Annotated in this window: 19 protein-coding genes; 13 read left to right on the plus strand and 6 right to left on the minus strand. The window is 73.1% G+C overall.

Annotated elements, in window-relative coordinates; genetic code table 11:
- Positions 1-30 precede the first annotated feature (30 nt).
- Entirely contained in the window at positions 31-900 is an 870-nt protein-coding gene (locus tag OG948_RS22585) for a lipase family alpha/beta hydrolase (RefSeq protein WP_406298235.1), read from the minus strand.
- A 270-nt stretch (positions 901-1,170) separates the two neighbouring features.
- Between OG948_RS22585 and OG948_RS22590 the strand changes: the two genes are divergently transcribed.
- From OG948_RS22590 to OG948_RS22600, 3 genes are all read left to right on the plus strand, one after another.
- On the plus strand, positions 1,171-1,581 hold the full coding sequence (locus OG948_RS22590) for a cobalamin B12-binding domain-containing protein (protein ID WP_395869976.1): 411 nt from the start codon (positions 1,171-1,173) through the stop codon (positions 1,579-1,581).
- 89 nt (positions 1,582-1,670) lie between these two features.
- Positions 1,671-3,023, plus strand: coding sequence for an SWIM zinc finger family protein (locus tag OG948_RS22595; protein WP_406298236.1), 1,353 nt, complete (start codon positions 1,671-1,673; stop codon positions 3,021-3,023).
- A 147-nt stretch (positions 3,024-3,170) separates the two neighbouring features.
- Positions 3,171-4,649, plus strand: coding sequence for a DUF5691 domain-containing protein (locus OG948_RS22600; protein WP_406298237.1), 1,479 nt, complete (start codon positions 3,171-3,173; stop codon positions 4,647-4,649).
- A 22-nt stretch (positions 4,650-4,671) separates the two neighbouring features.
- Here the strand turns inward: OG948_RS22600 and OG948_RS22605 are convergent, their stop codons facing one another.
- Positions 4,672-5,313, minus strand: a complete 642-nt coding sequence (locus OG948_RS22605) for a Uma2 family endonuclease (RefSeq protein ID WP_406298238.1) — start codon at positions 5,311-5,313, stop codon at positions 4,672-4,674.
- A gap of 171 nt (positions 5,314-5,484) precedes the next feature.
- On the opposite strand from OG948_RS22605, the gene OG948_RS22610 reads away from it, so the two are divergent.
- The 3 genes from OG948_RS22610 to OG948_RS22620 are packed head-to-tail and all read left to right on the plus strand — an operon-like array spanning position 5,485 to position 10,045.
- Positions 5,485-6,588 (plus strand): AAA family ATPase, encoded by a 1,104-nt coding sequence (locus OG948_RS22610; RefSeq protein WP_406298239.1) that lies wholly within the window; start codon positions 5,485-5,487, stop codon positions 6,586-6,588.
- On the plus strand, positions 6,588-8,885 hold the full coding sequence (locus OG948_RS22615) for a DUF5682 family protein (protein ID WP_406298240.1): 2,298 nt from the start codon (positions 6,588-6,590) through the stop codon (positions 8,883-8,885). The genes OG948_RS22610 and OG948_RS22615 overlap by 1 nt, the downstream gene beginning before the upstream one ends.
- The gene (locus tag OG948_RS22620; protein ID WP_406298242.1) at positions 8,882-10,045 is read left to right on the plus strand and encodes a VWA domain-containing protein; all 1,164 of its coding nucleotides are present in this window, start codon (positions 8,882-8,884) and stop codon (positions 10,043-10,045) included. Before OG948_RS22615 ends, OG948_RS22620 begins: the two co-directional genes overlap by 4 nt.
- Positions 10,046-10,126: 81 nt before the next feature.
- Here OG948_RS22620 and OG948_RS22625 read toward each other — a convergent pair whose 3' ends face one another.
- Positions 10,127-10,747: a Uma2 family endonuclease gene (locus OG948_RS22625; RefSeq protein ID WP_406298243.1), complete on the minus strand. Its 621-nt coding sequence runs from the start codon at positions 10,745-10,747 to the stop codon at positions 10,127-10,129.
- Between the two features lie 409 nt (positions 10,748-11,156).
- Between OG948_RS22625 and sucC the strand changes: the two genes are divergently transcribed.
- Positions 11,157-12,332, plus strand: a complete 1,176-nt coding sequence (sucC, locus tag OG948_RS22630) for an ADP-forming succinate--CoA ligase subunit beta (RefSeq protein WP_406298244.1) — start codon at positions 11,157-11,159, stop codon at positions 12,330-12,332.
- Between the two features lie 16 nt (positions 12,333-12,348).
- On the plus strand, positions 12,349-13,233 hold the full coding sequence (gene sucD, locus OG948_RS22635; protein ID WP_126637535.1) for a succinate--CoA ligase subunit alpha: 885 nt from the start codon (positions 12,349-12,351) through the stop codon (positions 13,231-13,233).
- A gap of 94 nt (positions 13,234-13,327) precedes the next feature.
- On the opposite strand, the gene OG948_RS22640 is transcribed toward sucD, so the two are convergent.
- Positions 13,328-14,548 carry an RNA polymerase sigma factor gene (locus OG948_RS22640; RefSeq protein ID WP_406298245.1) on the minus strand — a complete coding sequence of 407 codons (1,221 nt, stop codon included), beginning with the start codon at positions 14,546-14,548 and terminating at the stop codon, positions 13,328-13,330.
- A gap of 139 nt (positions 14,549-14,687) precedes the next feature.
- Between OG948_RS22640 and OG948_RS22645 the strand changes: the two genes are divergently transcribed.
- Positions 14,688-16,466: a DUF6350 family protein gene (locus OG948_RS22645; protein ID WP_406300317.1), complete on the plus strand. Its 1,779-nt coding sequence runs from the start codon at positions 14,688-14,690 to the stop codon at positions 16,464-16,466.
- Positions 16,467-16,518: 52 nt separating this feature from the next.
- Here OG948_RS22645 and OG948_RS22650 read toward each other — a convergent pair whose 3' ends face one another.
- Positions 16,519-17,181: a hypothetical protein gene (locus OG948_RS22650; protein WP_402230324.1), complete on the minus strand. Its 663-nt coding sequence runs from the start codon at positions 17,179-17,181 to the stop codon at positions 16,519-16,521.
- A 324-nt stretch (positions 17,182-17,505) separates the two neighbouring features.
- Here OG948_RS22650 and purN point away from each other — a divergent pair, with 324 nt between their 5' ends.
- On the plus strand, positions 17,506-18,150 hold the full coding sequence (purN, locus tag OG948_RS22655) for a phosphoribosylglycinamide formyltransferase (RefSeq protein WP_406298246.1): 645 nt from the start codon (positions 17,506-17,508) through the stop codon (positions 18,148-18,150).
- The gene (purH, locus tag OG948_RS22660; RefSeq protein ID WP_406298247.1) at positions 18,147-19,742 is read left to right on the plus strand and encodes a bifunctional phosphoribosylaminoimidazolecarboxamide formyltransferase/IMP cyclohydrolase; all 1,596 of its coding nucleotides are present in this window, start codon (positions 18,147-18,149) and stop codon (positions 19,740-19,742) included. The genes purN and purH overlap by 4 nt, the downstream gene beginning before the upstream one ends.
- Positions 19,743-19,860: 118 nt before the next feature.
- On the opposite strand, the gene OG948_RS22665 is transcribed toward purH, so the two are convergent.
- A complete protein-coding gene (locus OG948_RS22665; RefSeq protein ID WP_406298248.1) occupies positions 19,861-20,517 on the minus strand; it encodes an RDD family protein in 657 nt (218 codons plus the stop codon).
- A 235-nt stretch (positions 20,518-20,752) separates the two neighbouring features.
- On the opposite strand from OG948_RS22665, the gene OG948_RS22670 reads away from it, so the two are divergent.
- Both OG948_RS22670 and OG948_RS22675 read left to right on the plus strand, forming a co-directional pair.
- Positions 20,753-22,942: an FUSC family protein gene (locus OG948_RS22670; RefSeq protein WP_406298249.1), complete on the plus strand. Its 2,190-nt coding sequence runs from the start codon at positions 20,753-20,755 to the stop codon at positions 22,940-22,942.
- Positions 22,939-23,796 (plus strand): bifunctional methylenetetrahydrofolate dehydrogenase/methenyltetrahydrofolate cyclohydrolase, encoded by an 858-nt coding sequence (locus OG948_RS22675; protein ID WP_406298250.1) that lies wholly within the window; start codon positions 22,939-22,941, stop codon positions 23,794-23,796. The genes OG948_RS22670 and OG948_RS22675 overlap by 4 nt, the downstream gene beginning before the upstream one ends.
- Positions 23,797-23,836: the final 40 nt, after the last annotated feature.

A 23,836-nucleotide genomic window follows, 5' to 3' on the forward strand; every position in this document is an offset into this window, starting at 1 on the left:
CAGGACAATCCTCGCGATGAGAACCGCAGGTCAGGCCGCCGAGCGGGTGACGAGGGCCGGCGGTGTCGAAGCCGGTCGCGCGGCCGTCGGCGCGGCGTCGCGCCCGATCGGGCGCACGGTGCAGAGCAATCGGGTGATCTCCGCCAATACGGGCGCGTGCACGGTCAGCGTGACATGCCCGGCGCCGGGAACCAGGACGTTCACCGCGTCCAGGTCCGGGTGGTCGATCGCGCCCGACCACAACGGCAGTACGAACGGGTCCAGGTCGCCCCGGTAGGCCACGAAACGCGTCGCGCAGCCGGGCGCCGGCCTCGCCAGCGCGGCGATCGGCGCTCCGGCCGGGAGCAGTTCCCGGACCAGCGGGTGCGCGCTGAGCAACCGTGCGGTTCGGGTGCCGCCGTGCGGGGTGCCCAGGGTCACCACGGTGCGCACCAGTGCGTCGCCGCCGAGCAACTGGGCGTGGTAGCGGGCGATCAGGCCGCCGAGGCTGTGGCCGATCACATGCACACCGGTCGCGCCGTCCCGCGCGCACACCCGCTCGATGTACCGGCCCAGCAGTGCCGCCTTGCCCGCCACGTCGCCGCCGACCGGGTTGTGGTTGACCGCGTGTACGTCCGCGCCCGCGCGCAGCAGCGACCGGCGCAGCGGGCCGAAGATCGAACGGTTGTCGGCCAGCCCGTGCACGAGCACCACCGGGAGCCGCTCGCCGGCCTCGATCGGCGCGGGATCGGACCGCGTGCCGGTCCCGTGACGGGCGGTCGGGCGCATCGGCAGCAGGCCGCCGGGGTAGCGGGCCAGGTGTCCGGCGATCAGCGCGACCTCGCGCGCCGCGCCACGCAGGATCGCGGCGGGCGGCAGCACGGGGCCGGGGCGGTCGGGAGCGGGGGACGCGAGCGCCATGACGGGCCTCCGAGGGGCGACGCGGGACGGGCCCGGCGGATGTGGCGCGTCGCGCGGCGCCCACCGACGGTCGCGAACCGCCTACTGGTGGGTATCCCCGACGACACGCGGACGAAACGGTGGGTTCATCGACATGACGGTCATTCAGGGTCTCTGTTGCCAAAGGGACTTCGCCCGGCGGGTGATCGTCGCGGGGACCACCCCGGGCGGCCCGCCCCGGTCGGGGGTTACGCTCCGGGCGAGGGCTTCGCGATGTACATGGAGGCAGTGATGGGTGTTCCCGGACCGATCAGGATCGTGGTGGCCAAGCCCGGTCTCGACGGGCACGATCGCGGCGTCAAGGTGGTCGCCCGCGCGCTGCGCGACGCGGGCTTCGAGGTGGTCTACACCGGATTGCACCAGACCCCGGTCCAGATCGTGGAGACGGCCATCCAGGAGGACGCCGACGCGATCGGCCTCTCCGTGCTCTCCGGCGCGCACATGACGCTGTTCGCCAAGGTCATCGAGTTGCTCAAGGAGCGCGAGGCGGAGGACATCCTGGTCTTCGGCGGCGGGATCATCCCGGAGGAGGACGTCCCGGAGCTCGAGCGGATCGGCGTCGCGGCGGTCTTCACGCCGGGCGCGCCGACCACCGACATCGTCGACTGGGTGCGCGCGCACGTGGCGACCACGCCCGCCTGACCGGGCACTTCGCCCGGATCGGGACAACCGGCGGTCGGGTTCGGCCGGCGCGTACACACGTGTCGGTGCGGGCCCGTACCGTGACCGTCATGCTGGAACGGTGGACCGCGGAACAGGTGCTGGCTCTCGCTCCCGACGCGGCGTCACGCAAGGCCGGGAGCAAGCTGGCGACACCACGCCCATGGTCGGCCGCGGGTGCCACGACCTTCGCCGGCGGGGGCGGCGCGGTGTGGGGCGTGTGCGCGGGAAGCGGGGCGACGCCCTACCGCACGGTGGTCGACCTGAGCGGACCCGCGTCGCAATGCTCGTGTCCCAGTCGCAAATTCCCGTGCAAGCACGTGCTCGGGCTGCTGCTCCTGTGGACGGCCGACCCGACGGCCGTGCCCGCCGACGCGGGCGCCCCGGACTGGGCGGACGTGTGGTTGACCGGGCGGCGGGAGCGGGCCGGCAAGGCCGCGTCGGCCGGATCCGCGCCGGCCGACCCCGTCGCGGCCCGACGGCGGGCCGAACAACGCGCGGCGCAGGTGGCCGAGGGTGCCGAGCGGTTGCGCCGCTGGCTGGCCGACCGGGTCCATCAGGGCCTGGCGGGCACCGAGCGCGAGGGATACGCCATGTGGGACGGTATCGCCGAGCGCATGGTCGACGCCAAGGCACCGGGGTTGGCGGCCCGGTTGCGCGCGGCCGGCGCGATACCGGCGTCCGGGGCGGAGGGCTGGCCGGGCCGACTGCTCGAGGACTACGCCGAGTTGTGGCTGCTGCTGCGCGCCCACGAACACGCCGACGACCTGGACCCGTCCCTGGCGGCCGGGCTGCGGGCGCGGATCGGCTGGACCGTGGACGCGGAGGACGTGCTGCGCAAGGCCCGGGAGGCGGGCACGGTGGTGCGGGATCGCTGGCTGGTACTGGGCAGCCGGGACAGTGTGGACGGCAATCTGACGGAGCGTCGGATCTGGCTGCGCGGCACGGAGTCCGGTCGGCCGGCGCTGGTGCTGGCCTTCGGGCCGCAGGGTCGCGCGCCGCAACTGGCGCTGCCGGTGGGCCGATCGATCGAGGCCGACGCCGCCTTCCACGACGACGCGGTGCCGTTGCGGGCGGCGTTGGGCGAGCGGAGCGGCGCGTCGTTGGAGGGCGCGGAGCCGGCGGGGGTCGGGCCGGAGGAGGCCACCGTGGGCTACGCCGAGGCGCTGCGCAGCGAACCGTGGCTGGAGGCCTGGCCGGTGGTGTTGGCCGACGTGGTCGCGGTGCCGGAGCCGATGGGCTGGCGGATCGCGGGAGCGGACGGCTTCTGGCTGCCGGTGGACCGCGCGCGGACCGGTGAACAGGCGCTGTGGCGGCTGTCCGCGATGTCGGGTGGCGCCGGGCTGACCGTGTTCGGCGAGTACGGCGCGCGCGGGTTCGTCCCGGTGACCGCGTGGCACGAGGGCCAGGCCGTGCAGTTGTAGCCGGTCGCACCGCTCGGCCCGGGCGCGGGACGGCGCCTCGGCGGACGGCGGCGCCTCGGTGCGCGAGATCGGCCCGGGAGGGCCCGGAGACCATCGGCGGTGTGTCGGTCGGCGTTGCCGATCGGCCTGTGCGGAAGGGGAGTTCGGATGCGGGTGGCGGATCCGGTGTGGGACGACCTGGTGTCGGCGGCGTTGGTGGGCACCGGACGGCGCCCGGCCGCGGAACTGCCCGCGCGGGACGCGCTGGGCACACTGGCCGCGCGGGTGGACCGGGCGGACGAGGCGGTGCGGCTGCTCGACCTGGCCGCGATCGTGATGGTGCATCGGCGCGCGGGCCGGCGAGCCCCCGCGGGTGCGCCGCCGGCGCCGTGCACCGAGGTGGACTCCCGGCCGGCCGTGCCGGAGCCGGCCCGAGCGCGGCTGCGGATCCTGCTCGAGGGCGACGGGATGGACTTCCTGCCCGAGTGGCTCGCGCTGGCCCGCGCGGCCGGACTGCGCGCGCCGGAATCCGAACTGCCGGCGTTGTTGACCGCCGCCCGCTCGCGGACCGACCTGCGCGAGACCGTGGCCGACCTGGCCGGACCGCGGGGGCGCTGGCTGGCCGGGCTCAATCCGGAGTGGGTGTGGCTGACCCGGATCGCGGCCGGTGCCATCGACGATCCGGTCGAGCAGTGGCGACACGGACGGTTCGGTGAGCGGCTCGCGGCGTTCGAGGTGCTGCGCGGCGAGGATCCGGACGCGGCCCGGGGGCTGTTGGCCCAGGTGTGGCACGCCGAGCCTGCCGAGGATCGCTCGGTGCTGGTGGCGGCGCTGCGCACCGGGTTGTCGGGCGGCGACGAGGCGTTCCTGGAACAGGCCCTGGACGATCGGGCCAAGGTGGTGCGGGTGGCCGCCGCGCGGTTGCTCACCGAGTTGCCCGGTTCGGCCTTCGTGGCCCGGATGCGTGAACGGGCGCTGGCCTGTCTGCGGCCCGGCGGCGCGGGTCGGGTACTGGTGGTGCCGCCGAGCGAGTGCGACGAGGCGATGCTGCGGGACGGCATCGCGGAGACCTCGCCGACCGGGCGCGAGGACCACTCGTGGTGGCTGGGCGAGATCGTCGCGGCCACGCCGCTCGGGGTGTGGCGGGAGGTGTTCGGGGCGAGCCCCGAGGAGATCGTGGCCCGCCCGCTGCCGCGCCGCTTCGTCGAGGACGTCCGGGAGGGCTGGGCCCGCGCGGCCGTGCTCCAGCGGGACGTGGCCTGGGCCCGGGCGCTGGCCGGGCGCGGCGCGCCCACCCGGCTGCTGACCGTGCTGCCGGCGGCCGAGTGCGCCGAACACGTGGCCCGGCACATCGCCGCGCACGGGCTCTCCGAGGCCCTGCAACTGCTGACCAACTGCCCGGCGCCATGGCCGGCCACGCTGGGCGACGCGGTCCTGGACGCGCTCGCGAGCGCGGCCGAGGGCGGCGGCTACCCCTGGAGCTTCAGCGGCGCCCGCGACGTGGCCGGCCGCGGCCTGGACCCGATCACGATCGACCGGGTGGAGCACCTGGCCGAGGGAGAGGGCGAATGGCCCAAGGCCTTCCGTGCCCTGGCCGACACCCTGCGCTACCGGGCCACGATGCGCGCGGAACTCCTGGGCGGCTGAACCCGAGGGGCACGCAGGCCGGTCAACGGATCAACGCGGCCACATCCAGCACGAGCGGGAACGGCACGTCGAGCTTCATGGTGCCGCGATGGACCCCGGTCGCCACATACGCCTGAGTCGCGGGGTCGAGCTCGTAGACGTAGACCACGGCGTTGCCCATGTCCTTCTCGATCCGCCAGAAGTTCGCGATGCCGCTCTTCGCGTAGAGCGCCGGCTTGACGTTCCGATCGCGATCCTCCGACTCGGGGGAAACGACCTCGACGACAAGGCGAACATCGGCGGGTTGAAACGCGGTCAACTCCGGGTTCTGCGCGGCGGTGGCGTCCACCACCGTCAGGTCGGGCTCCGGACGTGACCTGCGCCCCAGGCGAATCGTCATCTCTCGGGCGATGAAGAAGCTCGGCGGGGCCTGGGCTTCGAGTGAGGCGTTGAGCCGGTTCAAGACCCGCATGTGGAATAGGGATTGTGGCGACATCACGACGAGGGCTCCGTGGATCAGCTCTATCCGACGCGGAGCCTCGGGCGGAAGCCGATCGAGATCCTCGGCCGTCCAGCCACCTTCGGGACCGGGGTAGAACCATTCCGGCAGTGCCTGTGTCATCACCGGCGGCCTCCCAACGTCGTCAATGGACCCTGGGACGATAGTAGGCAGATTTTCCCGCATGGTCCGAGATCGGCACGAAGTCGCTCGTGTGAGTGACCTGCGCCCGAATACCGACGATCGAGGTCGCGACCCGACCACGTGTGGCCACTTCACGGCGCCCGAAGTGTCGGACCCGAGCGGCAGGATTATGCGTGTTCGGGTTTGTTCGAGCCCTGGGGGAGCGCTGTGACCATGTCCGCCGAACCGGTTGAGCAGAGTGTCCTGCGGGCGCACGCCGAGGACGCGTTCGCCGCCGAACTGGCCGCGCTCGCCGCCGCCGACGAGCGGCCCCGGCCGCCGCGCTGGAAGCTTTCGCCGTGGGCGGTGGCCACCTACCTGCTGGGCGGCACGCTCCCGGACGGCACGGTGATCTCGCCCAAGTACATCGGCCCCCGGCGGATCATCGAGGTCGCCGTCACCACGCTGGCCACCGACCGCGCGCTGCTGCTGCTCGGCGTGCCGGGCACGGCCAAGACGTGGGTGTCCGAACACCTGGCCGCCGCCGTGTGCGGCGACTCCACGTTGCTGGTCCAGGGCACCGCGGGTACGCCCGAGGAGGCCATTCGCTACGGCTGGAACTACGCACGACTGCTCGCGCACGGGCCCAGCCGCGAGGCGATGGTGGCCGGCCCGGTGATGCGCGCGATGAGCCGCGGGCTGGTCGCCCGGGTCGAGGAACTGACCCGCATACCGGCCGACGTACAGGACTCGCTGATCACCATCCTGTCCGAGAAGACGCTGCCGGTACCGGAGTTGAACGACGAGGTCCAGGCCGTGCGCGGGTTCAACCTGATCGCCACCGCCAACGACCGCGACCGGGGCGTCAACGAGCTGTCGTCCGCGCTGCGCCGCCGATTCAACACCGTGGTCCTCCCGTTGCCCGCGACCGCGGACGCCGAGGTGGACATCGTCAGCCGCCGGGTGGCCCAGCTCGGCTCCTCGCTCGATCTGCCGCCGGTGGCCGCCGCCGAGGCCGAACTGCGGCGCGTGGTCACGGTGTTCCGCGAACTGCGCGGCGGCCTGACCGAGGACGGCCGGACCAAGCTGAAGACCCCGTCCGGGACCCTGTCCACCGCCGAGGCGATCTCGGTGGTGACCGGCGGCCTCGCACTGGCCGCGCACTTCGGCGACGGCGTGCTGCGCTCGGCGGACGTGGCCGCGGGCATCGTGGGCGCGGTGGTCAAGGACCCGGCCGCGGACACCCTGGTCTGGCGCGAGTACCTGGAGACGGCGGTGCGGCCGCGGGCCGACTGGCAGGACTTCTACCGGGCCTGCCGCGACGCGGACCGTACCTGATGCCCACCCCCGCGCCCGAACCGCCGATCCTGCTCGGCGTCCGGCACCACGGCCCCGGTTCGGCCCGGGCCGTCGCCGCCGCGCTCGCGCAGGTCGAGCCGGACATCGTGCTGATCGAGGGCCCGCCCGAGGCGGACGTGCTGCTGTCCTTCGCCGCCGACCCCGACATGCGACCGCCGGTCGCGCTGCTCGCACACGCCGTCGACGACCCGGCCCAGGCCGGCTTCTGGCCGTACGCCGACTTCAGCCCCGAGTGGGTGGCCATCCGACACGCCGGCGCGCACGGCGTACCGATCCGGTTCATCGACCTGCCGGTCGCGGTCTCCTTCACGCTCGACCGGGCCCGCCGCGAACGCGCGGCCGACGACCCGCCCAGGGACACCGAGGCCGCGCCCGCGCCGCCGCGCGTCGATCCGATCGCGGAGCTGGCCCGACTGGCCGGCCAGGACGATCCGGAGCGCTGGTGGGAGGACGTGATCGAGCACCGGCTGCCCACCGGCGGGGACGCGCTGACCCCGTTCGCGGCGCTCGCCGACGCGATGGCCGCGCTGCGCGAGGACGAACCCGCGCCCGCCCCCGTCTTCGGGGCCGAGCCCGACGTCGAGCGGCTGCGCGAGGCGTACATGCGCCAGTGTGTGCGCTCCGCGCGCCGTGCCGGACATCGCCGGATCGCCGTGGTGTGCGGCGCGTGGCACCTGCCCGCGCTCGCCGCGCCGGTCTCGGCCGCCGCCGACCGCGCGCTGCTCGCGCCGCACCGGGCCAAGGTCAAGGTGGAGAGCACGTGGGTGCCGTGGACGCACCGCCGACTCGCGCAGAGCTCCGGCTACGGAGCGGGCGTCGCCTCGCCCGGGTGGTACCGACACCTGTACGCGAGCACCGACGAACGCGAGCTGCTGCCACGCTGGTTCGTGCGGATCGCGTCGCTGCTGCGCGACGCGGGCCACCCGGTGTCCTCGGCGCACGTGATCGAGGCCACCCGGCACGCGAGCGCGCTGGCCGCACTGCGCGATCGGCCGCTGGCCGGCCTGGACGAGACGATCGAAGCGGTCCGCGCGGTGATGTGCGACGGCGTCACCGGGCCGCTCGCGCTGGTCCACGACGCGCTCGTGGTGGGCGACGTGATCGGCGAGGTGCCCGACGCGGTGCCCGCCGTACCGCTCCAGCGCGACCTGTCCCGCGAACAGCGCCGACTGCGGCTGCGGCCCGAGCCCTCCGCCCGTGAACTCGAACTCGACCTGCGCAAACCCTCGCACGCCGACCGCAGCCGACTGCTCAACCGACTCGCGCTGTTGGACGTGCCGTGGGGCGTGCCGGCCCGGGCCCGGGAGGGCAAGGGCACCTTTCGCGAGACCTGGCGCCTGGACTGGCAACCGGAGTTGGCGATCCGGGTCGCCGAGGCGGGCGTGTGGGGAACCACCGTGGTCGCCGCCGCCGCGGCCCGCACGGCCGACCTGGCGATCCGGGCCGAATCGCTCGCCGAGGTGACCGACGTCGCCGAGCGCTGCCTGCGTGCCGATCTGCCCGGCGCGCTGCCGCTGATCATGCGCGTGCTGGACCAACGCGCCGCGTTGGACACCGATGTGAGCCGACTCGCCGAGGCGCTGCCGGGTCTGGTGCGCGCGCTGCGCTACGGCGACGTACGCGGCACCGACACCTCCGCGCTGGGTACCGTGGTGGCCGGTCTGGTGGTCCGGATCTGCGTCGGGCTGCCGCCCGCCTGCGCGGGCCTGGACGAGGACGGCGCCAAGGCGATGCGCCGACGCCTGGACGACGTGCACGCCGCCGTGCAACTGCTGCCCGACGAGCAACAGTTCGAGTGGTACGCGACCCTGGACCGGCTCGCCGACCGGGAGAACCTGCCCGGCCTGCTCACCGGCCGAGCCACCCGGCTGCTCCTGGACCTGGGCCGGCTCGACCCGGAGGCGGCCGCCCCGCGGCTGGCCCGGGCACTGACCCGAGGCGTCCCGCATCGCGAATCGGCCGCCTGGATCGAGGGCTTCCTGGCCGGCGGCGGCATGCTGCTCGTGCACGACGAACGCCTGCTCGCGCTGGTCGACGAGTGGATCACCGGCACCCCCGACGACCTGTTCACCGAGATCCTGCCGCTGCTTCGACGCACCTTCGCCACCTTCGCCGCGGCCGAGCGCCGGATGCTGGGCGAGCGGGTCCGCACCCCCGCGCACGCCGCTGTACAGGCCGCCACCGCCGACCTGTTCGACACCGCGCGCGCCGACGCCGTACTGCCGTTGCTGGCCGAGATCCTCGGCCTCGAACGCCGAGAGGCGGCCACCCGATGAGCGAGAGCACGAGCGACGAGCGACTGCGCCGCTGGCGCCTGGTGCTGGGCGGCGACGCGGACGGCACCGGCTACGGCCTGACCGGCGAGGACACCCGGATCGACCGGGCCCTGGCCGCGCTCTACCGCCCGGGAAACCCGGCCCCGCGCGGCAGCAGGCGCGGCACCGGCCCACGCGCCGCCGGCCTGGGCGCCTCCGCGCCGTCGGTGGCCCGCTGGCTCGGCGACATCCGCGCACACTTCCCGGCGGGCGTCGTACAGATCCTGCAGCGGGACGCGATCGAGCGGCTCGACCTGACCCGGCTGCTCCTGGAACCGGAGATGCTGGCCGCCGTCGAACCGGACGTGCACCTGGTCGGCACGCTGCTCGCGCTCAACAAGCTGATGCCCGAGGCCACCAAGGAGGCCGCCCGCGCGGTGGTCCGCACCGTCGTCGAGGACCTGGAGCGTCGGGTCGCGCAGCGCACCACGAGTCTGGTCCAGGGCGCGCTGGACCGGGCGACCCGGATCAACCGGCCGCGGCACCACGACATCGACTGGAACGCCACGATCAAGGCCAACCTCAAGCACTACCAGGCCGAACACCGCACGATCGTGCCGGAGCGACTGGTCGGCTACGGCCGGCAGCGGCACGGCGTGCGCAAGGACGTGATCCTGTGCGTCGACCAGTCCGGCTCGATGGCGGCGTCGGTGGTCTACGCGTCGGTGTTCGGCGCTGTGCTGGGCTCGATGCGCTCGTTGGAGACCTCGCTGGTCGTCTTCGACACGAACGTGGTCGACCTCACCGGGCAACTGGACGACCCGGTGGACGTGCTGTTCGGCACCCAACTCGGCGGCGGCACCGACATCAACCGCGCGCTGGCCTACTGCCAGTCCCTGATCACCCGACCCGCGGAGACGGTCGTCGTGCTGATCAGCGACCTGTACGAGGGCGGTGTCCGCGACGGGATGTTGCGTCGCGCGGCGGCCATGCAGGCGGCCGGCACCTCGTTCGTCACCCTGCTCGCCCTCTCCGACGAGGGCGCCCCGGCCTACGACCACACCAACGCGGCAGCCCTGGCCGCGCTCGGCAGCCCCGCCTTCGCGTGCACCCCCGACCTGTTCCCGGAGGTGATGGCGGCGGCGATCCAGGGCCTGCCACTCCCGATCCCGGAGCCGTAGCGTCCGGGCCGACGTGTCACGCCGGTTCCCCGGGTGAGGGCAGGACCATCCAGAGCCCGTCCGTGCCGGAGCCCTGGAACGTCAGGTCAAGGCAGCGGTGTCCAGGGCGGGGAGGTCGTCGGGGAGTTGCAGCTTTTCGCCGAGCGCCACCGGGTCGGCGGATCGATAGTAGGATTCCTCGCCCCGATCCACCGGGTCCGAGTGGCAGACGGCCAACCTCTTCTGTCGGTCGATGAGGACGTAGATGGGGATACCGGCACGGGCGTACGTGCGGTACTTCCCCTCTCGGTCCACCTTCCCGTTGCTGGGAGACGTGATCTCACCGGCGAGGTGGACCATGCTCGCCGGATACCAGCCGTCGTGACTGGTGCGGTAAGCCTCATCAGAGTCGTTCGGCAGACGGTACGGAATCACGAAATCCGGGATGAAGGCCCCGGTTACGTGCCTTTCCCCGGCCGGTTCCGAGCAGTATCCGTTGCCGATCAGAGCCAAGTCGACGCCTGCCATCCGCAACTGAACGATCAGTTCGACGGCCCAGCGATTGTGCTGGTCGTTTGCCGGCGGCGTCATGTGATAGTTCCCCTCGATGAACTCCACGCGCACGCCCTTCGGGGCCGCCAGCGTGGCGATGAACGCGGTGGGCCGCGTGGTGAAGACATCGAGCGGCGAGGCGATCTCCGGCTCGTGCGCGAGCGCCGTCATCTCGACTCCTTCTTCGGGACTGGGTTGCGTGTCCATGCTGTCCGCTCCGTTCGTCCGTCTGTCGGGATTCCCTGTAAGTGTGATTGTCGGCCGCAGGGCTTCGGCGTGGGATGGGACACATTGCCGCGATCACGGTCCGTTTCGGCGTGTTCCCTGTGTCACGGTGGAACAGGCCTAAACGGGCGGATCTCGACACCCGGCAGGGTTGGTTTCGAGCTTTGCTCGCGGAGTGTGATCAAGACCCTGATTCGGGGCCCGCGCTCCTGCCCGATAACCTGCCAGGCGGATCAGCTACGCGTGCGGACGCCGTCCACCAGAGTCTGGGGGCGAGCCTGCCGGACCCTGCGCGACGACGGACGCGGCTGCGCATGTTCCGCATATCCGATCGCGATCACAAGGACGGACCCGCGTGGACCTGTTCGAGTACCAGGCGAGGGATCTCTTCGCTAAGCACGGTGTGCCGGTTCTGCCCGGTGAAGTCGTCTTCACGCCGGAGGAGGCACGGGCCGCCGCCGAGCGCATGGGCGGCAAGGCCGTCGTCAAGGCGCAGGTGAAGGTCGGTGGCCGCGGCAAGGCCGGTGGCGTCAAGCTGGCGTTCAGCACCGACGAGGTCGTCGAGAAGACCGAGCAGATCCTCGGCCTCGACATCAAGGGCCACATCGTCAAGAAGGTCATGCTGGCCGGGCTGGCCAAGCCGGTGGACGAGTACTACGTCTCGTTCCTGCTCGACCGCACCAACCGCACCTTCCTGGCGATGGCGTCGGTCGAGGGTGGCGTCGAGATCGAAATCGTCGCCGAGGAGAACCCCGACGCGCTCGCGAAGATCCCGGTCGACGCGATCGAGGGCGTGACCGAGGCCAAGGCCCGCGAGATCGTCGAGGCGGCGAAGTTCCCGGCCGAGCTGCACGACCAGATCGTCGCGACCCTGAAGACGTTGTGGACCGTCTTCGTCGAAGAGGACGCCACGCTCGTCGAGGTCAACCCGCTGATCAAGTCCGAAGAGGGCAAGATCATCGCGCTGGACGGCAAGGTCTCGCTGGACGAGAACGCGGACTTCCGGCACCCCGACCACGAGGCGCTCGAGGACAAGGACGCGGCCGACCCGCTGGAGGCGGCGGCCAAGGCCAAGGGCCTCAACTACGTCAAGCTCGACGGCTCGGTCGGCATCATCGGCAACGGCGCGGGCCTGGTCATGTCCACGCTCGACGTGGTCGCGTACGCCGGGGAGAACCACGGCGGCGTGAAGCCGGCCAACTTCCTCGACATCGGCGGCGGCGCGTCCGCCGAGGTGATGGCGAACGGCCTGGAGATCATCCTGGGCGACGCCGACGTCAAGTCGGTGTTCGTCAACGTCTTCGGCGGCATCACCGCGTGCGACGCGGTCGCGAACGGCATCGTGCAGGCGCTCGAACTGCTCAAGCAGAAGGGCGAGGCGGTCACCAAGCCGCTCGTCGTGCGTCTGGACGGGAACAACGCGGAGCTGGGTCGGCAGATCCTGACCGACGCGAACCACCCGCTGGTCCAGCAGGTGGACACCATGGATGGCGCGGCCGAGCGGGCCGCCGAGCTCGCTGCCGCGAAGTAAGGGAGACCGACCCAACATGGCTATCTTCCTGACCAAGGACAGCAAGGTCATCGTCCAGGGCATGACCGGCTCCGAGGGGATGAAGCACACCCACCGGATGCTCGCCTCCGGGACGAACATCGTCGGTGGCGTGAACCCGCGCAAGGCCGGCACCACGGTCGACGTGGACGGCACCGAGGTACCGGTATTCGGCACCGTGGCCGAGGCCATGGAGGCCACCGGCGCGGACGTCACGGTGGTCTTCGTGCCGCCGAAGTTCACCAAGGACGCCGTGGTCGAGGCCATCGAGGCCGGGATCGGCCTCGCGGTGGTCATCACCGAGGGCGTGCCGGTGCACGACACCGCGCAGTTCTGGGCGCTCGCCGGCGCCAAGGGCAACAAGACCCGGATCATCGGCCCGAACTGTCCCGGCCTGATCACCCCGGGTCAGTCCAACGCGGGCATCATCCCGGCCAGCATCACCAAGCCGGGCCGGATCGGTCTGGTGTCCAAGTCGGGCACCCTGACCTACCAGATGATGTACGAGCTGGCCGACATCGGCTTCTCGACCGCCGTCGGCATCGGTGGCGACCCGATCATCGGCACCACGCACATCGACTGCCTCCAGGCGTTCCAGGACGACCCGGACACCGACGCGATCGTGATGATCGGCGAGATCGGCGGCGACGCCGAGGAGCGTGCCGCGGCCTACATCGCCGAGCACATCACCAAGCCGGTCGTCGGCTACGTCGCGGGCTTCACCGCCCCCGAGGGCAAGACCATGGGCCACGCCGGCGCCATCGTCTCGGGCTCCTCGGGCACCGCGCAGGCCAAGCAGGACGCGCTCGAGGCCGTCGGCGTCAAGGTCGGCAAGACGCCGTCCGAGACGGCGCGCCTGATGCGCGAGATCATGGCGGGCTGACCCACCGGTCGCCCGTAGCCGACGACGCCCCGCGAACCGCTTTCCAGGCGGTTCGCGGGGCGTCGTGGTTTCCTCCCGCCCGGACGGGACCCGGTCAGCGCATCGGCGTGCGCCGCAGACCGTTGTCCACGCAGCTCGTGTCGAGCACGAACGCGCTCTCCGGGGCCAACATCGTGTCCGGCCCGGTCGGGGCCGCCGACGCGAGGGTGAACACCCCGGTCGGGGTCGGCCCGAATGTGCGTTGCCCGGTGGGCGCCACCGGCCGGACCAGCGGCTTGATCGGCTGCGTCGGCGCGGCGGCCGGCTCCGGGACGGCGGGCTGCTCGGCCGGTCCCGCCGCGGGTGCCGGCGTCGATTCCGCGGGTGCCGGCTCCGGCTCCGGCTCCGGTTCCGGTTCCGCGGGCGCCGGCGCGGCCGGCGGAGCGGTCGCCTCCGGCGTCGGTGGTGCGGCGGCCGGTGCGGGCGGAGCGGCGGCCGGCGCCGGTGGGGTCTCCGCGTCGCCGGGTACCGGTGGCAGGCGCCGGGCCACCTCGGGACCGGTGATCGGCTGGACCCGGTAGCCGCCTCGCGAGTCCCGCGAGGTGGCCGGATCGAGCAGCCGGGGCAGCGACGTGATCACCAGCGCGAGGACCGCCGCCGCGACCACCGCGATCAGCACCGAGGTCCGGGCCCTGCTGCCCAGCCTGGCCGCGTGCGGCCCGCGCACGCGCGGTTCGTAGCGTGCCGCGAGGTCGCACGTGATCGTGCTCAGGAAGTCGTGCGCCTCCTGGCAGTTCGGTGACGGCCCGGTCAGCGCCGGAACCAGCTCGGCCAGGTCCTCGTGCGCGTGCACGAGCCGCATCAGGGTGGCCTCGGTGGTCGCCTCGGTCTCGACCGCGACCTGCTCCGGCGACATCCCGAACAGGTGGCGCAGCACGAACACCCGCCGACGGTGCCCGGGCACCCGCTGGAGCGCGCGCAGGAGCGCGATGTCCTGCTCGCGACGCGCGTCGTCGTCCGCGTGCGGGACGACCCGGCCGGTGTGGTCCGGATGCGGTACCAGACGCCACATCGCGCGCCGCAGCAGGAACCGGTGGCCGAGCGCGAGGTCGCCGGCGAGGGTGCGTACGTGGCCGGCGTCGGCCGGAGTGTTCGCGACGTCCGGCAGGTCGCGCCAGACCCGCGCGAAGGCGCGCCGGGTCACGTGTGCGGCCCGGGTGGGGCTCGCGGTCAACAGGTACGCGTAGCGCGCGATGTCGGACGCGATCGCCGCGTGCAGGGCCTCGAAGCCCGGGGCACGCTCGCGGGAGGTGTTCCGCTCGTCGTCGATGCCCATAGGGGCATGAGGTACCCGAGGGGCGATTGATAATGCATATCAACTGACCTCAATCGAGCAAATGGGGTGTCTTGCCGCGCTCGGCGGCCATATGCGGCCCGGATCGGATCCGCGTTGGCAGCATGGGGCCGTGACCGAAATGCCGGAAAGCGAACGCGGCCCGTCGGCGCCCTGGACGGTGGCCCGATCCACCCCGTGGGCCGGCGTCGAGCGCCTTCCGGCCACCCCCGAGATGTCCCCACCCCAAGCTCTGGGGGAGTCGCCCGGCTCGCTGCCGGAGGCGGAACCCGGGTCGGTCGGCGATCCCCCCGAAACCGCCGAGACGCCGGGACCGTCCGGGCTGCCGGAGCAGGTGGACCTGGTGGATCCGGTGGCTCCGGGCGGTCCGGGCGGTCCGGAGGGCTCGGCGGACTTCTCCGAACCCGCGGAGCCCGCCGACGAGCACTCGGAGTCCACCGAGGCCACCGAGGCCACCAAGCCCACCGAGGCCCTCCCCGCCCCGCCCCGCCCCGAGGCTCCGCCGATCGTCGCCCCGCCCAAGCCGGACCGTCCGCCCGCCGCGTTCCCGGTGTCGAGCCCCGTCGAGACCCCCGGCGGGCCCGAGTCGCCCGCCGATCGCCCGTGGGCCCCACCGGAGCCCGGCCGCTCGCCGGCGGCGGTCCTGGCCGCCCTGCCGGGCCTGCCCGCCCTGGTCGCCTTCGCCGGTCGCCGCCCCGACACCGCCCGGATCGCGCAGGCGCTGGCCCGAGGCGTGGTGTCGGCGCTGCTCGCGGTCGGGGCCGGACTCGGCGGCGTGGCGGTGCTCGTGCTGATCGTGGCCATGTGCGGCGCCACCTCGGGCGGCTTCGATCACCCGCAGGCGCTGCTGCGGGTGATCGGCGGCATCTGGCTCGCCGCGCACCACGTGGGCTTCGAGTTCGTCGAGATCAGCCATCGGGCGACCGGATCGGTCGAACCGATCGTGACCGTGGTACCTCTGCGGCTCGCCCCGCTCGGTCTGACCGTGCCGCTGATCTGGGTGTTGTGCCGGATCGGCCGGCGGCTCGCGGACGGCCTGGCCGGGACCGCGATCGTGCTCGCGTCCCAGGTGCTGGTGTACACCGGCCTGCTGTACGCGGTCGCCGTCGGCGTCGGTACGGCGAGCGTGCGGCCCGTGTTCGGCACGGTCGCGCCGGCCGCGCTCGGGGTCCTGGCGGCGGGGGTGCTCGGCGCGTTCGGGCCCGCGCTGGTCCGGGTGCCCGCCGTCCGTGCCGCCCTGGCCTCGGCCGCGGTGCTCGCGGCGGGCGGGGCGCTCCTGGTGCTCGCGTGCCTGTTCGCGCACGCGGGCCAAGTCCGGGTCGCGCTGGCGCTGACCACCCACGACCCGGTCGGCTTCGCGGCGCTGGCCGTACTGTGCGCCGCGCTGGTGCCCAACGCGATCGTGTGGGCGGTGTCCTACGCCGCCGGTACCGGGTTCGCGCTCGGCGCGGCCACCACCATCGCGCCCACCGGCGGCACCCTGGGCACGCTGCCCACCCTGCCGTTGCTCGCCGCGTTGCCCGGCCCGGCCACGGTGCCCTCCACCGCGTGGGCGCCCGCGGTGCTCCCGCTGCTCGGGGGCGTCGCGGCGGGCTTCTTCGCGGCCCGCGCCGAGCCGCCCCGGGCCTGGCTCGCGGTCACCTCGCACGCCGCGGGCGCGGGCCTGGGCGTCGGCCTGCTCGCCCTCGCCTCGGCCCGACTCGCCTCCGGCACCGCCGGCCTGGCCAACCTCGCCGACCTGGGCCCGAACGTGTGGCGCACCGCCGCCGCGCTGACCGTCGAGATCGCGCTGATCGCCGCCCCGACCGCGCTGGCCACGACCTGGTGGCGCGGCCGGGAAAGCCCGAAGGCCGCCCCCGCCGAAACGGAGACGGCCCTCGGAACCACCGGCCCTTCGTAGCCGAGCGCGGCACCGCAAGAAGAACGCGGCACCCAGCGGCACCCAGCGGTACCTAGAACGTGCCGTCCACGACCCAGTGGTAGCGCTCGGGCAGCTTGTCCAGGCAGCGCTGCTCGCCGGTCTTGGTGAGCGCGCTGTCCATGCAGTCGTAGTAGTCCTTGTTGACCGCCTCGAACGTCCACACGCCCAGCACGTAGACCACCGCGATCGCGCCGGTGACCAGACCCGCGAGCGCGGCGCCGGAACGGGCGCCCGCCGGTCGGCGAACGCGCGGCCGATGCGCCGGACCGCCCGGGGCGTGCCCCGGATGCCGCGCGGTGCCGCCGGGACCCTCCTCGATTCGCGGTCCGGCCGTGGCCGGCGTCGTCCCGCGCACCGTGCGGATGCCGAGCACCAGCGCGACCACGCCCAGCACCACGCCGAGCACCAGACCCAGGTCGGACGGCAGGAACAGCGCGAAGAACACCGCCCACACCCCCGACCACAGCGCCAGTCGGCCGTTGCGGACCCGGATGTCCTTCGGGTCGGGCTGCTCGCGCGGTTCGCGCGGAGCCCGCTGCGGCCGGTCCTCGCGACCGTGCCGATCGCCCCCGTTGCCGCCGTCCCCTCGCCCGTTGCCGGGCACGTTCCACGGGGCGGCCGGCGGGCGATCGGGCGTACCCTCCGGCGGCGGGGCGTAGGGATCCCGCTCGTCGGTCTCGTTGCCGGTACTCATCCTCTGCCTGCCCTCGTCGTGCCGGATCGCGGGATTCCCTTCCCAGGATCGTACGTGTGCGGGGTGCACCGTAGCCGGGCGGCGGCGCCCAAGTGGCCCCAAGGGCCCGTCGGGCGCGGATGCCGCCGGGTCCGCCGATGCCGTCCCACCCCGCCGGTTCGGTACTGCCTACCCCCTGACGCTATCGTTGCCGACGTACGGGCGTCGCTCCGTGTTCCCGCCTCCTGTCGGGGAACGCCCGCCGGCCCCGTACGAGATCCCGGCGAGAGCCCGAATCCGTGTGGTGCCTCTCCCGCCCTTCCTTCCGGAAAGAGCCTGAAAGCAGTGGCCGTTCACGCCCCGCGTACCCCCGGGCCGGCCCGGCTCGTCGTCCTCGTCTCCGGCTCCGGCACCAACCTCCAGGCCCTGCTCGACGCGTGTGCGGATCCCGCGTACGGCGCGAGCGTGGTGGCCGTGGGCGCCGACCGCGACGGCATCGCGGGGCTGACCCGGGCCGAGCGGGCGGGCGTGCCCACCTTCGTCGAACGCGTCGCCGATCACCCGGACCGGGCAGGCTGGGACGCCGCGCTGGCCGACGCGGTCGCCGGGTACGAACCCGATCTGGTGGTGTCGGCCGGCTTCATGAAGATCCTGGGCCCGCGCTTTCTGGCCCGCTTCGAGGGACGCACCGTCAACACCCACCCCGCACTGTTGCCCTCGTTCCCCGGCGCGCACGGCGTCCGGGACGCGCTCGCGTACGGCGCCAAGGTGACCGGCTGCACGGTCCACCTCGTGGACGCCGGCGTGGACACCGGGCCGATCATCGCTCAGGGCGTCGTCACGGTCGAGGACGGCGATCACGCCGACGGCGGCGACGCGTTGCACGAGCGCATCAAGACTGTCGAGCGCACCCTGCTCGTCGAGGTCGTGGGCCGGCTGGCCCGCGAGGGCTACCGCATCGAAGGAAGAAAGGTCCGGATCCCCGCATGACTTCCGCCGCCCCCACCCCCACCCCCACTCCCGCCACCGAGGACGAGGCACGCCGCCCGATCCGTCGCGCGTTGATCAGCGTGTACGACAAGAGCGGCCTGGAGGAACTGGCCCAGGGCCTGCACGCGGCCGGCGTCGAGCTGGTCTCCACCGGCTCCACCGCCGGGCGGATCGCCGCCTCGGGCGTGCCGGTGACCAAGGTCGAGGAACTGACCGGTTTCCCGGAATGTCTGGACGGCCGGGTCAAGACGCTGCACCCGCGCGTGCACGCCGGCATCCTGGCCGACCTGCGCCTGGAGTCGCACCGCGCGCAGCTCGAGGAGCTGGACGTACGGCCGTTCGACCTGGTCGTGGTCAACCTGTACCCGTTCACGCAGACCGTCGAGTCGGGCGCGACCCCGGATGAGTGCGTCGAGCAGATCGACATCGGCGGCCCGTCGATGGTCCGAGCCGCGGCCAAGAACCACCCCTCCGTCGCGGTGGTGACCAGCCCGGACCGCTACGCCGACGTGCTGGCCGCGCTCGAGGCGGGCGGCTTCGACCCGGCGCAGCGCAAGCGGCTCGCGGGCGAGGCGTTCGGGCACACCGCCGCCTACGACGTCGCGGTCGCCTCCTGGTTCTCGAACAGCTACGCGCCGGCCGACGAGGAGAGCTTCCCGGCCTTCCTCGGCTCGGTCCGCCGCCGGGAGAACGTGCTCCGCTACGGCGAGAACCCGCACCAGGCGGCGGCCCTGTACGTGGACGGCACCGGCGGCCTCGCGGGCGCCGAGCAGTTCCACGGCAAGGAGATGTCCTACAACAACTACATGGACACCGACGCGGCCCGGCGTGCCGCGTACGACCACGAGCAGCCGTGCGTGGCGATCATCAAGCACGCCAACCCGTGCGGGATCGCGATCGGCGAGGACGTCGCCGAGGCGCACCGCAGGGCGCACGCGAGCGACCCGGTGTCCGCCTACGGCGGCGTGATCGCGGTCAACCGACCGGTGAGCGTCGCGATGGCCGAGCAGGTCGCGGGGATCTTCACCGAGGTGATCGTCGCGCCGGACTACGAGGACGGCGCGGTCGAGGTGCTCGCCCGCAAGAAGAACATCCGGGTGCTGCGCGCCCCCGAGGCACCGCGCACGCCCGCCGAGTTCCGCCAGATCGACGGCGGCCTGCTGTTGCAGAACGCGGACCGCTACCAGGCGCCCGGCGACGACGCCGCCGCCTGGACGCTCGCCACCGGCGAGCCCGCCGACGCCGAGACGCTGCGCGACCTGGTGTTCGCCTGGCGCGCGGTGCGCGCGGTCAAGTCCAACGCGATCCTGCTCGCGTCCGGCGGCGCGACCGTGGGCGTGGGCATGGGCCAGGTGAACCGGGTCGACTCGGCCAAGCTGGCGGTCACGCGCGCGGGCGAGCGGGCGGCCGGCTCGGTCGCCGCGTCCGACGCGTTCTTCCCGTTCGCCGACGGCCTGGAGGTGCTGATCGCGGGCGGTGTGCGCGCGGTGGTCCAGCCCGGCGGATCGGTTCGCGACGAAGAGGTGGTCGAGGCGGCACGTGCGGCCGGGATCACCATGTACCTCACCGGGACCCGGCACTTCTTCCACTGAGTCCACCGCTCGACCGCGATCCGGGTGACCGGGCCGCGGTGAAGGCACGCGAGGCGCGACCCCGGCGGGGTCGCGCCTCGCGCGTGTGATGAGAGTGCCGCTCGGATCGGGGTGGTGCTCAGACCTTGACCACGACCGTCGAGCAGACCTTGTCCGCGAACGTCTGCTTCTTGTCGTCCCACAGCGGCCACAGCCAGCCCAGAAAGCACGCGAGCGAGTCCAGGAAGTGGGCGAGCCAGCGAACGAACGCCATCCCGAAGCCGGTCGGCATCCCGTCGCTCTCGCGCAGCACCTTGATGCCCACGGCGCGCTTGCCGATGGTCTGCCCGGTCTTGCCCTGGCGGTACAACTGCCAGAGTTGGAAGGCCAGCGAGATCAGGCCGCCTATGACGATCAGGATGACCGGACCGGCACCGCCGTCGTACTCGGTCGTCTCGCTGCCGTCGAGGTTCTCGGTGACCGTGGTCTTGTCCTGGAACCAGATGTAGCCCGCGATATAGGGGATCGAGACCGGCAGCATGACGAGCGCGTCGACCAGCAGCCCGCCTGCCCGACGGCCCCAGCTCGCGCACCACTCGCCGATGTTCGGCGGCGGGCCGTAGCCGGCGGGTGGACCGTAACCGGGTTGGCCGTAGCTCGGCTGGCCATAGCCCGGCTGACCGTAGCTCGGCTGACCGTAGGCGGGTTGGCCATAGCCGGGCTGACCGTAGCCCTGGCCTTGGCCCTCGGCGCCGTAGCCGGACGGCGGGCCGTACGGACCCGGAGGTTGGGACATGCGGAACTCTCCCCTGAGAACGCGCGTACACGCGATACGCGGCGCGATGGTTCCGGGTTTCGTCGACACGCGAACGCCGAAACGGGCCGCGATGTCGCCCCCACCGCCCGGAGCCTGTTGGAGGCGGCACCCTACACCTCGGCGGTTGGCGCGCGGTAGGTCCGCGGCGGGTGCCGTGACCGGGGTCATGGTGGGGGACTTGGCATTCCGCGCGAAAGGTGCGTTGCATAGGAGGATGCAGGATCAGGCGACACCCGGACCCCAGCCGAAACGCGCACAACTCGCGTTGCCGCCGGGGCCCTCGGCGACCTCGTCCGATCCGCCGACGCTGCCGCCGTTCCCGGCCGTACACCCGCCCGAGCTGGGTCCGCAGAACCAGATCAAGCCGCTGGTCACACTCACCGGCAAGGGCTTCACCTGGGCGTCCGGGGCACGCGCCGCGCTCGGCGTGGGCATCCCGTTCGCGATCGTCACCGCGACCCTGGGCCTGGGCTACGCCACCTTCGCCGCGCTCGGCGGCTACACCGTCCTGTACGCGGCCAAGGAGCCGTACGCGCGCCGGGCGATCACCCTCGCGCTGGTCGGTCTGGGGCTGGCCCTGTCGCTGACCCTGGGCTCGCTCGCGGCCGGCACCGCGCTCCTGTACGTCCCGGTGATCACCCTGGTCGCCACCGTCGCCACCTTCCTGTGCGGCGCGTTGCAAGTGGACCGCCCGGGCGGCTACATGTTCACCCTGGTCTGCGCGATGGGCGCGTTCTTGCCGCACCAACCCGACATGGTCCCCGAACGGGCCGCGCTGGTGCTCGCGGGCGCGGCCGGCGCGTGGCTGGTGTCGATGTCCGGCTGGCTGCTGCGCCCGCGCCACCCCGAGCACATGGCGCTCGCGGCCTGTTTCGAGGCGCTCGCCGACTTCTTCGCCGCGATCGGCGACCAGCCCAGCGACGCCGCCCGACACCGCGCGTCCGAGACGGTGCACAGCGCGTGGGTGACCGTGTTGCGCGCGGACACCAAGCGCAACCGGCGTACCGGTGAGGCACGTCGGCTGCGGGTGTTGTGTCGGCGGGCGCTCGACCTGTTCCAGGCCGCGCAACTGCTCGCCGTCGAGCGCACCCGGCCGCTGCCGCCGGAGATCCCGGACACCGTGCGCGCGCTGGCCGGTGCGGTCGGCCGGCCCAAACTGGTCCCGGTCATGCCCGCGGTGCTCGCCGACACCGAGACCGCCGCCGAACGCCTCCTGCGCACGGTGCTCAAGGCCGCCGCCGAGGCGGCCGGTCGGCCGGCGGTCAAGGAGGGCGAGATCATCCCCGGTCGGCGGCCCACCGCCGGCGAGCGCCTGCGCGCCGCGTTCGACCGCGCGTCGCTGGTCCCGCCGACCGCGCTGCGTACCGGGCTCGGGGTCGGTTCGGCGACGCTGGCCGCCGCGCTGTTGCCGGTGGTGCACCCGGTGTGGGTGGCCATCGCGGCCGGTGCCGCGCTCCAGGGCGGCAATGTCGTGCTCGACTTCGGCCGGGTGTTGCAACGGGCGATCGGCACGCTGGTGGGCGTCGCGGTGATCGCGCTGTTCTTCCACGACCTGATGCCCAACCAATGGCTGGTGGTGATCGCGGTCGCGCTGCTGTTCGGCGCGACGCAGACGGTGATCGCCCGCAACCTCGCCGTGGCCGCCGCGTGCGTGACCCCCGTCGGCCTCTTCCTGGCCGCCGCCGGCCAACCCGGCGCGCATGTGGGCGACCTGGCCGCCACGCGCCTGATCGACACCGTGCTGGGCCTGGCCGTCGGCCTGACCGCGAGCCTGGTGTTGTGGCCGCGCGCGTCCGCGACCCGACTGCCGCGCCAACTGGGCCGGACCATCCGCGCCGAGGGGCTGCTGCTGCGGGCCACGGTCACCGGGCAGATCGTGGACGATCGCGCGTGGGGCAGCACCCGCCGGGCGGCCCGCCGCGAACTGCTCGACCTGTGGAGCGTGTACGAGGCGGCGCTGGGCGAGTTCACCGGCCGCCGCCTGGACGCCGAACGGCTGTGGCCCGCGATCGTGACCGCCCAGCGGCTCGGCTACCGGCTGATGACCGCGCCCGAGACCTACCGCAGCACACCGCCCGAACCCATTCCCGAGGACGACCTGGCCCGTCTGGACGCCTATCTCAACGAACTGGCCTCGGCCGCCGAGGAGCGCCGCCCCCCGACGCCGCCCGAACTGCCGGACCTGTGGGGGCATCCGGTGCCGCGCCAACACCTCAAACGGCTGGGCGAGGCGATCGCCCGGGCGAACGAGCCGGTGCCGACCTGGCAACTGCCCGAGTTCGTCCAACAGCGCATCCTGGCCCCGCCGGTACGCCTTCTGCACGGGGCCCGCCGCGCGGCCGGCTCGGATACGGGACAATCTCAACGACCGGCCCGGAACCGTGGACCAGGAGACAGAACTTGAAGGCGCAGATCCTCGACGGCAAGGCCACCGCCACCGCCATCAAAGCCGAACTGGCCGTACGGGCCGAGGCCCTGAAGGCCCGAGGCATCACGCCGGGTCTGGGCACCGTGCTCGTGGGCGACGACCCCGGCAGCCACTCGTACGTGCGTGGCAAGCACCGCGACTGCGCCCAGGTGGGCATCGCGAGCATCCAGCGCAACCTGCCCGCGGACGCGACGCAGGAACAGGTCGAGGATGTGGTGCGCGAGCTCAACGCGGACCCGGCCTGCACCGGCTACATCGTCCAGCTCCCGCTGCCCAAGCACCTGGACGCCAACCGGGTCCTGGAGCTGATGGACCCGGACAAGGACGCCGACGGCCTGCACCCGACGAACCTGGGCCGGCTGGTGCTGGGCCAGGAGGCGCCGCTGCCGTGCACCCCGCGCGGCATCGTCGAACTGCTCCGCCGGCACGACATCGAGATCAACGGCGCCGAGGTCTGCGTGATCGGCCGAGGCGTCACCGTCGGCCGTCCGATCGGCCTGCTGCTCACCCGCCGCACCGAGAACGCCACGGTGACCCTGTGCCACACCGGCACCAAGGAACTGCCGTTCCACGTGCTCCAGGCGGACATCGTCATCGCCGCGGCCGGGGTGCCCGGACTGATCAGCGCCGACATGGTCAAGCCCGGCGCGGTGCTGCTCGACGTGGGCATCACCCGTACCGAGCAGGGCCTGGTCGGCGATGTGCACCCGGAGGCGTACGAGAAGGCCGCGTGGGTCGCCCCGATGCCCGGCGGGGTGGGTCCGATGACCCGCGCGATGTTGCTCACCAACGTCATCGAGGCCGCCGAGCGGCAGGTCACCAGCCTGTGATCGGACCGTGCCGGACTCGGGGCGGGGGCCGCACGGGCGT

The organism is Embleya sp. NBC_00888, assembly GCF_045207655.1.
Taxonomy (GTDB): Bacteria; Actinomycetota; Actinomycetes; order Streptomycetales; family Streptomycetaceae; genus Embleya.

Excerpts from the sequence above, each read along its gene's own strand:
- OG948_RS22585 (WP_406298235.1), bottom strand. The coding sequence starts at position 900 with ATGGCGCTCGCGTCCCCCGCTCCCGACCGCCCCGGCCCCGTGCTGCCG.
- OG948_RS22590 (WP_395869976.1), top strand. The coding sequence starts at position 1,171 with ATGGGTGTTCCCGGACCGATCAGGATCGTGGTGGCCAAGCCCGGTCTC.
- OG948_RS22595 (WP_406298236.1), top strand. The coding sequence starts at position 1,671 with ATGCTGGAACGGTGGACCGCGGAACAGGTGCTGGCTCTCGCTCCCGAC.
- OG948_RS22600 (WP_406298237.1), top strand. The coding sequence starts at position 3,171 with ATGCGGGTGGCGGATCCGGTGTGGGACGACCTGGTGTCGGCGGCGTTG.
- OG948_RS22605 (WP_406298238.1), bottom strand. The coding sequence starts at position 5,313 with ATGCGGGAAAATCTGCCTACTATCGTCCCAGGGTCCATTGACGACGTT.
- OG948_RS22610 (WP_406298239.1), top strand. The coding sequence starts at position 5,485 with ATGTCCGCCGAACCGGTTGAGCAGAGTGTCCTGCGGGCGCACGCCGAG.
- OG948_RS22615 (WP_406298240.1), top strand. The coding sequence starts at position 6,588 with ATGCCCACCCCCGCGCCCGAACCGCCGATCCTGCTCGGCGTCCGGCAC.
- OG948_RS22620 (WP_406298242.1), top strand. The coding sequence starts at position 8,882 with ATGAGCGAGAGCACGAGCGACGAGCGACTGCGCCGCTGGCGCCTGGTG.
- OG948_RS22625 (WP_406298243.1), bottom strand. The coding sequence starts at position 10,747 with ATGACGGCGCTCGCGCACGAGCCGGAGATCGCCTCGCCGCTCGATGTC.
- sucD (WP_126637535.1), top strand. The coding sequence starts at position 12,349 with ATGGCTATCTTCCTGACCAAGGACAGCAAGGTCATCGTCCAGGGCATG.
- OG948_RS22640 (WP_406298245.1), bottom strand. The coding sequence starts at position 14,548 with ATGGGCATCGACGACGAGCGGAACACCTCCCGCGAGCGTGCCCCGGGC.
- OG948_RS22645 (WP_406300317.1), top strand. The coding sequence starts at position 14,688 with ATGCCGGAAAGCGAACGCGGCCCGTCGGCGCCCTGGACGGTGGCCCGA.
- OG948_RS22650 (WP_402230324.1), bottom strand. The coding sequence starts at position 17,181 with ATGAGTACCGGCAACGAGACCGACGAGCGGGATCCCTACGCCCCGCCG.
- purH (WP_406298247.1), top strand. The coding sequence starts at position 18,147 with ATGACTTCCGCCGCCCCCACCCCCACCCCCACTCCCGCCACCGAGGAC.
- OG948_RS22665 (WP_406298248.1), bottom strand. The coding sequence starts at position 20,517 with ATGTCCCAACCTCCGGGTCCGTACGGCCCGCCGTCCGGCTACGGCGCC.
- OG948_RS22670 (WP_406298249.1), top strand. The coding sequence starts at position 20,753 with ATGCAGGATCAGGCGACACCCGGACCCCAGCCGAAACGCGCACAACTC.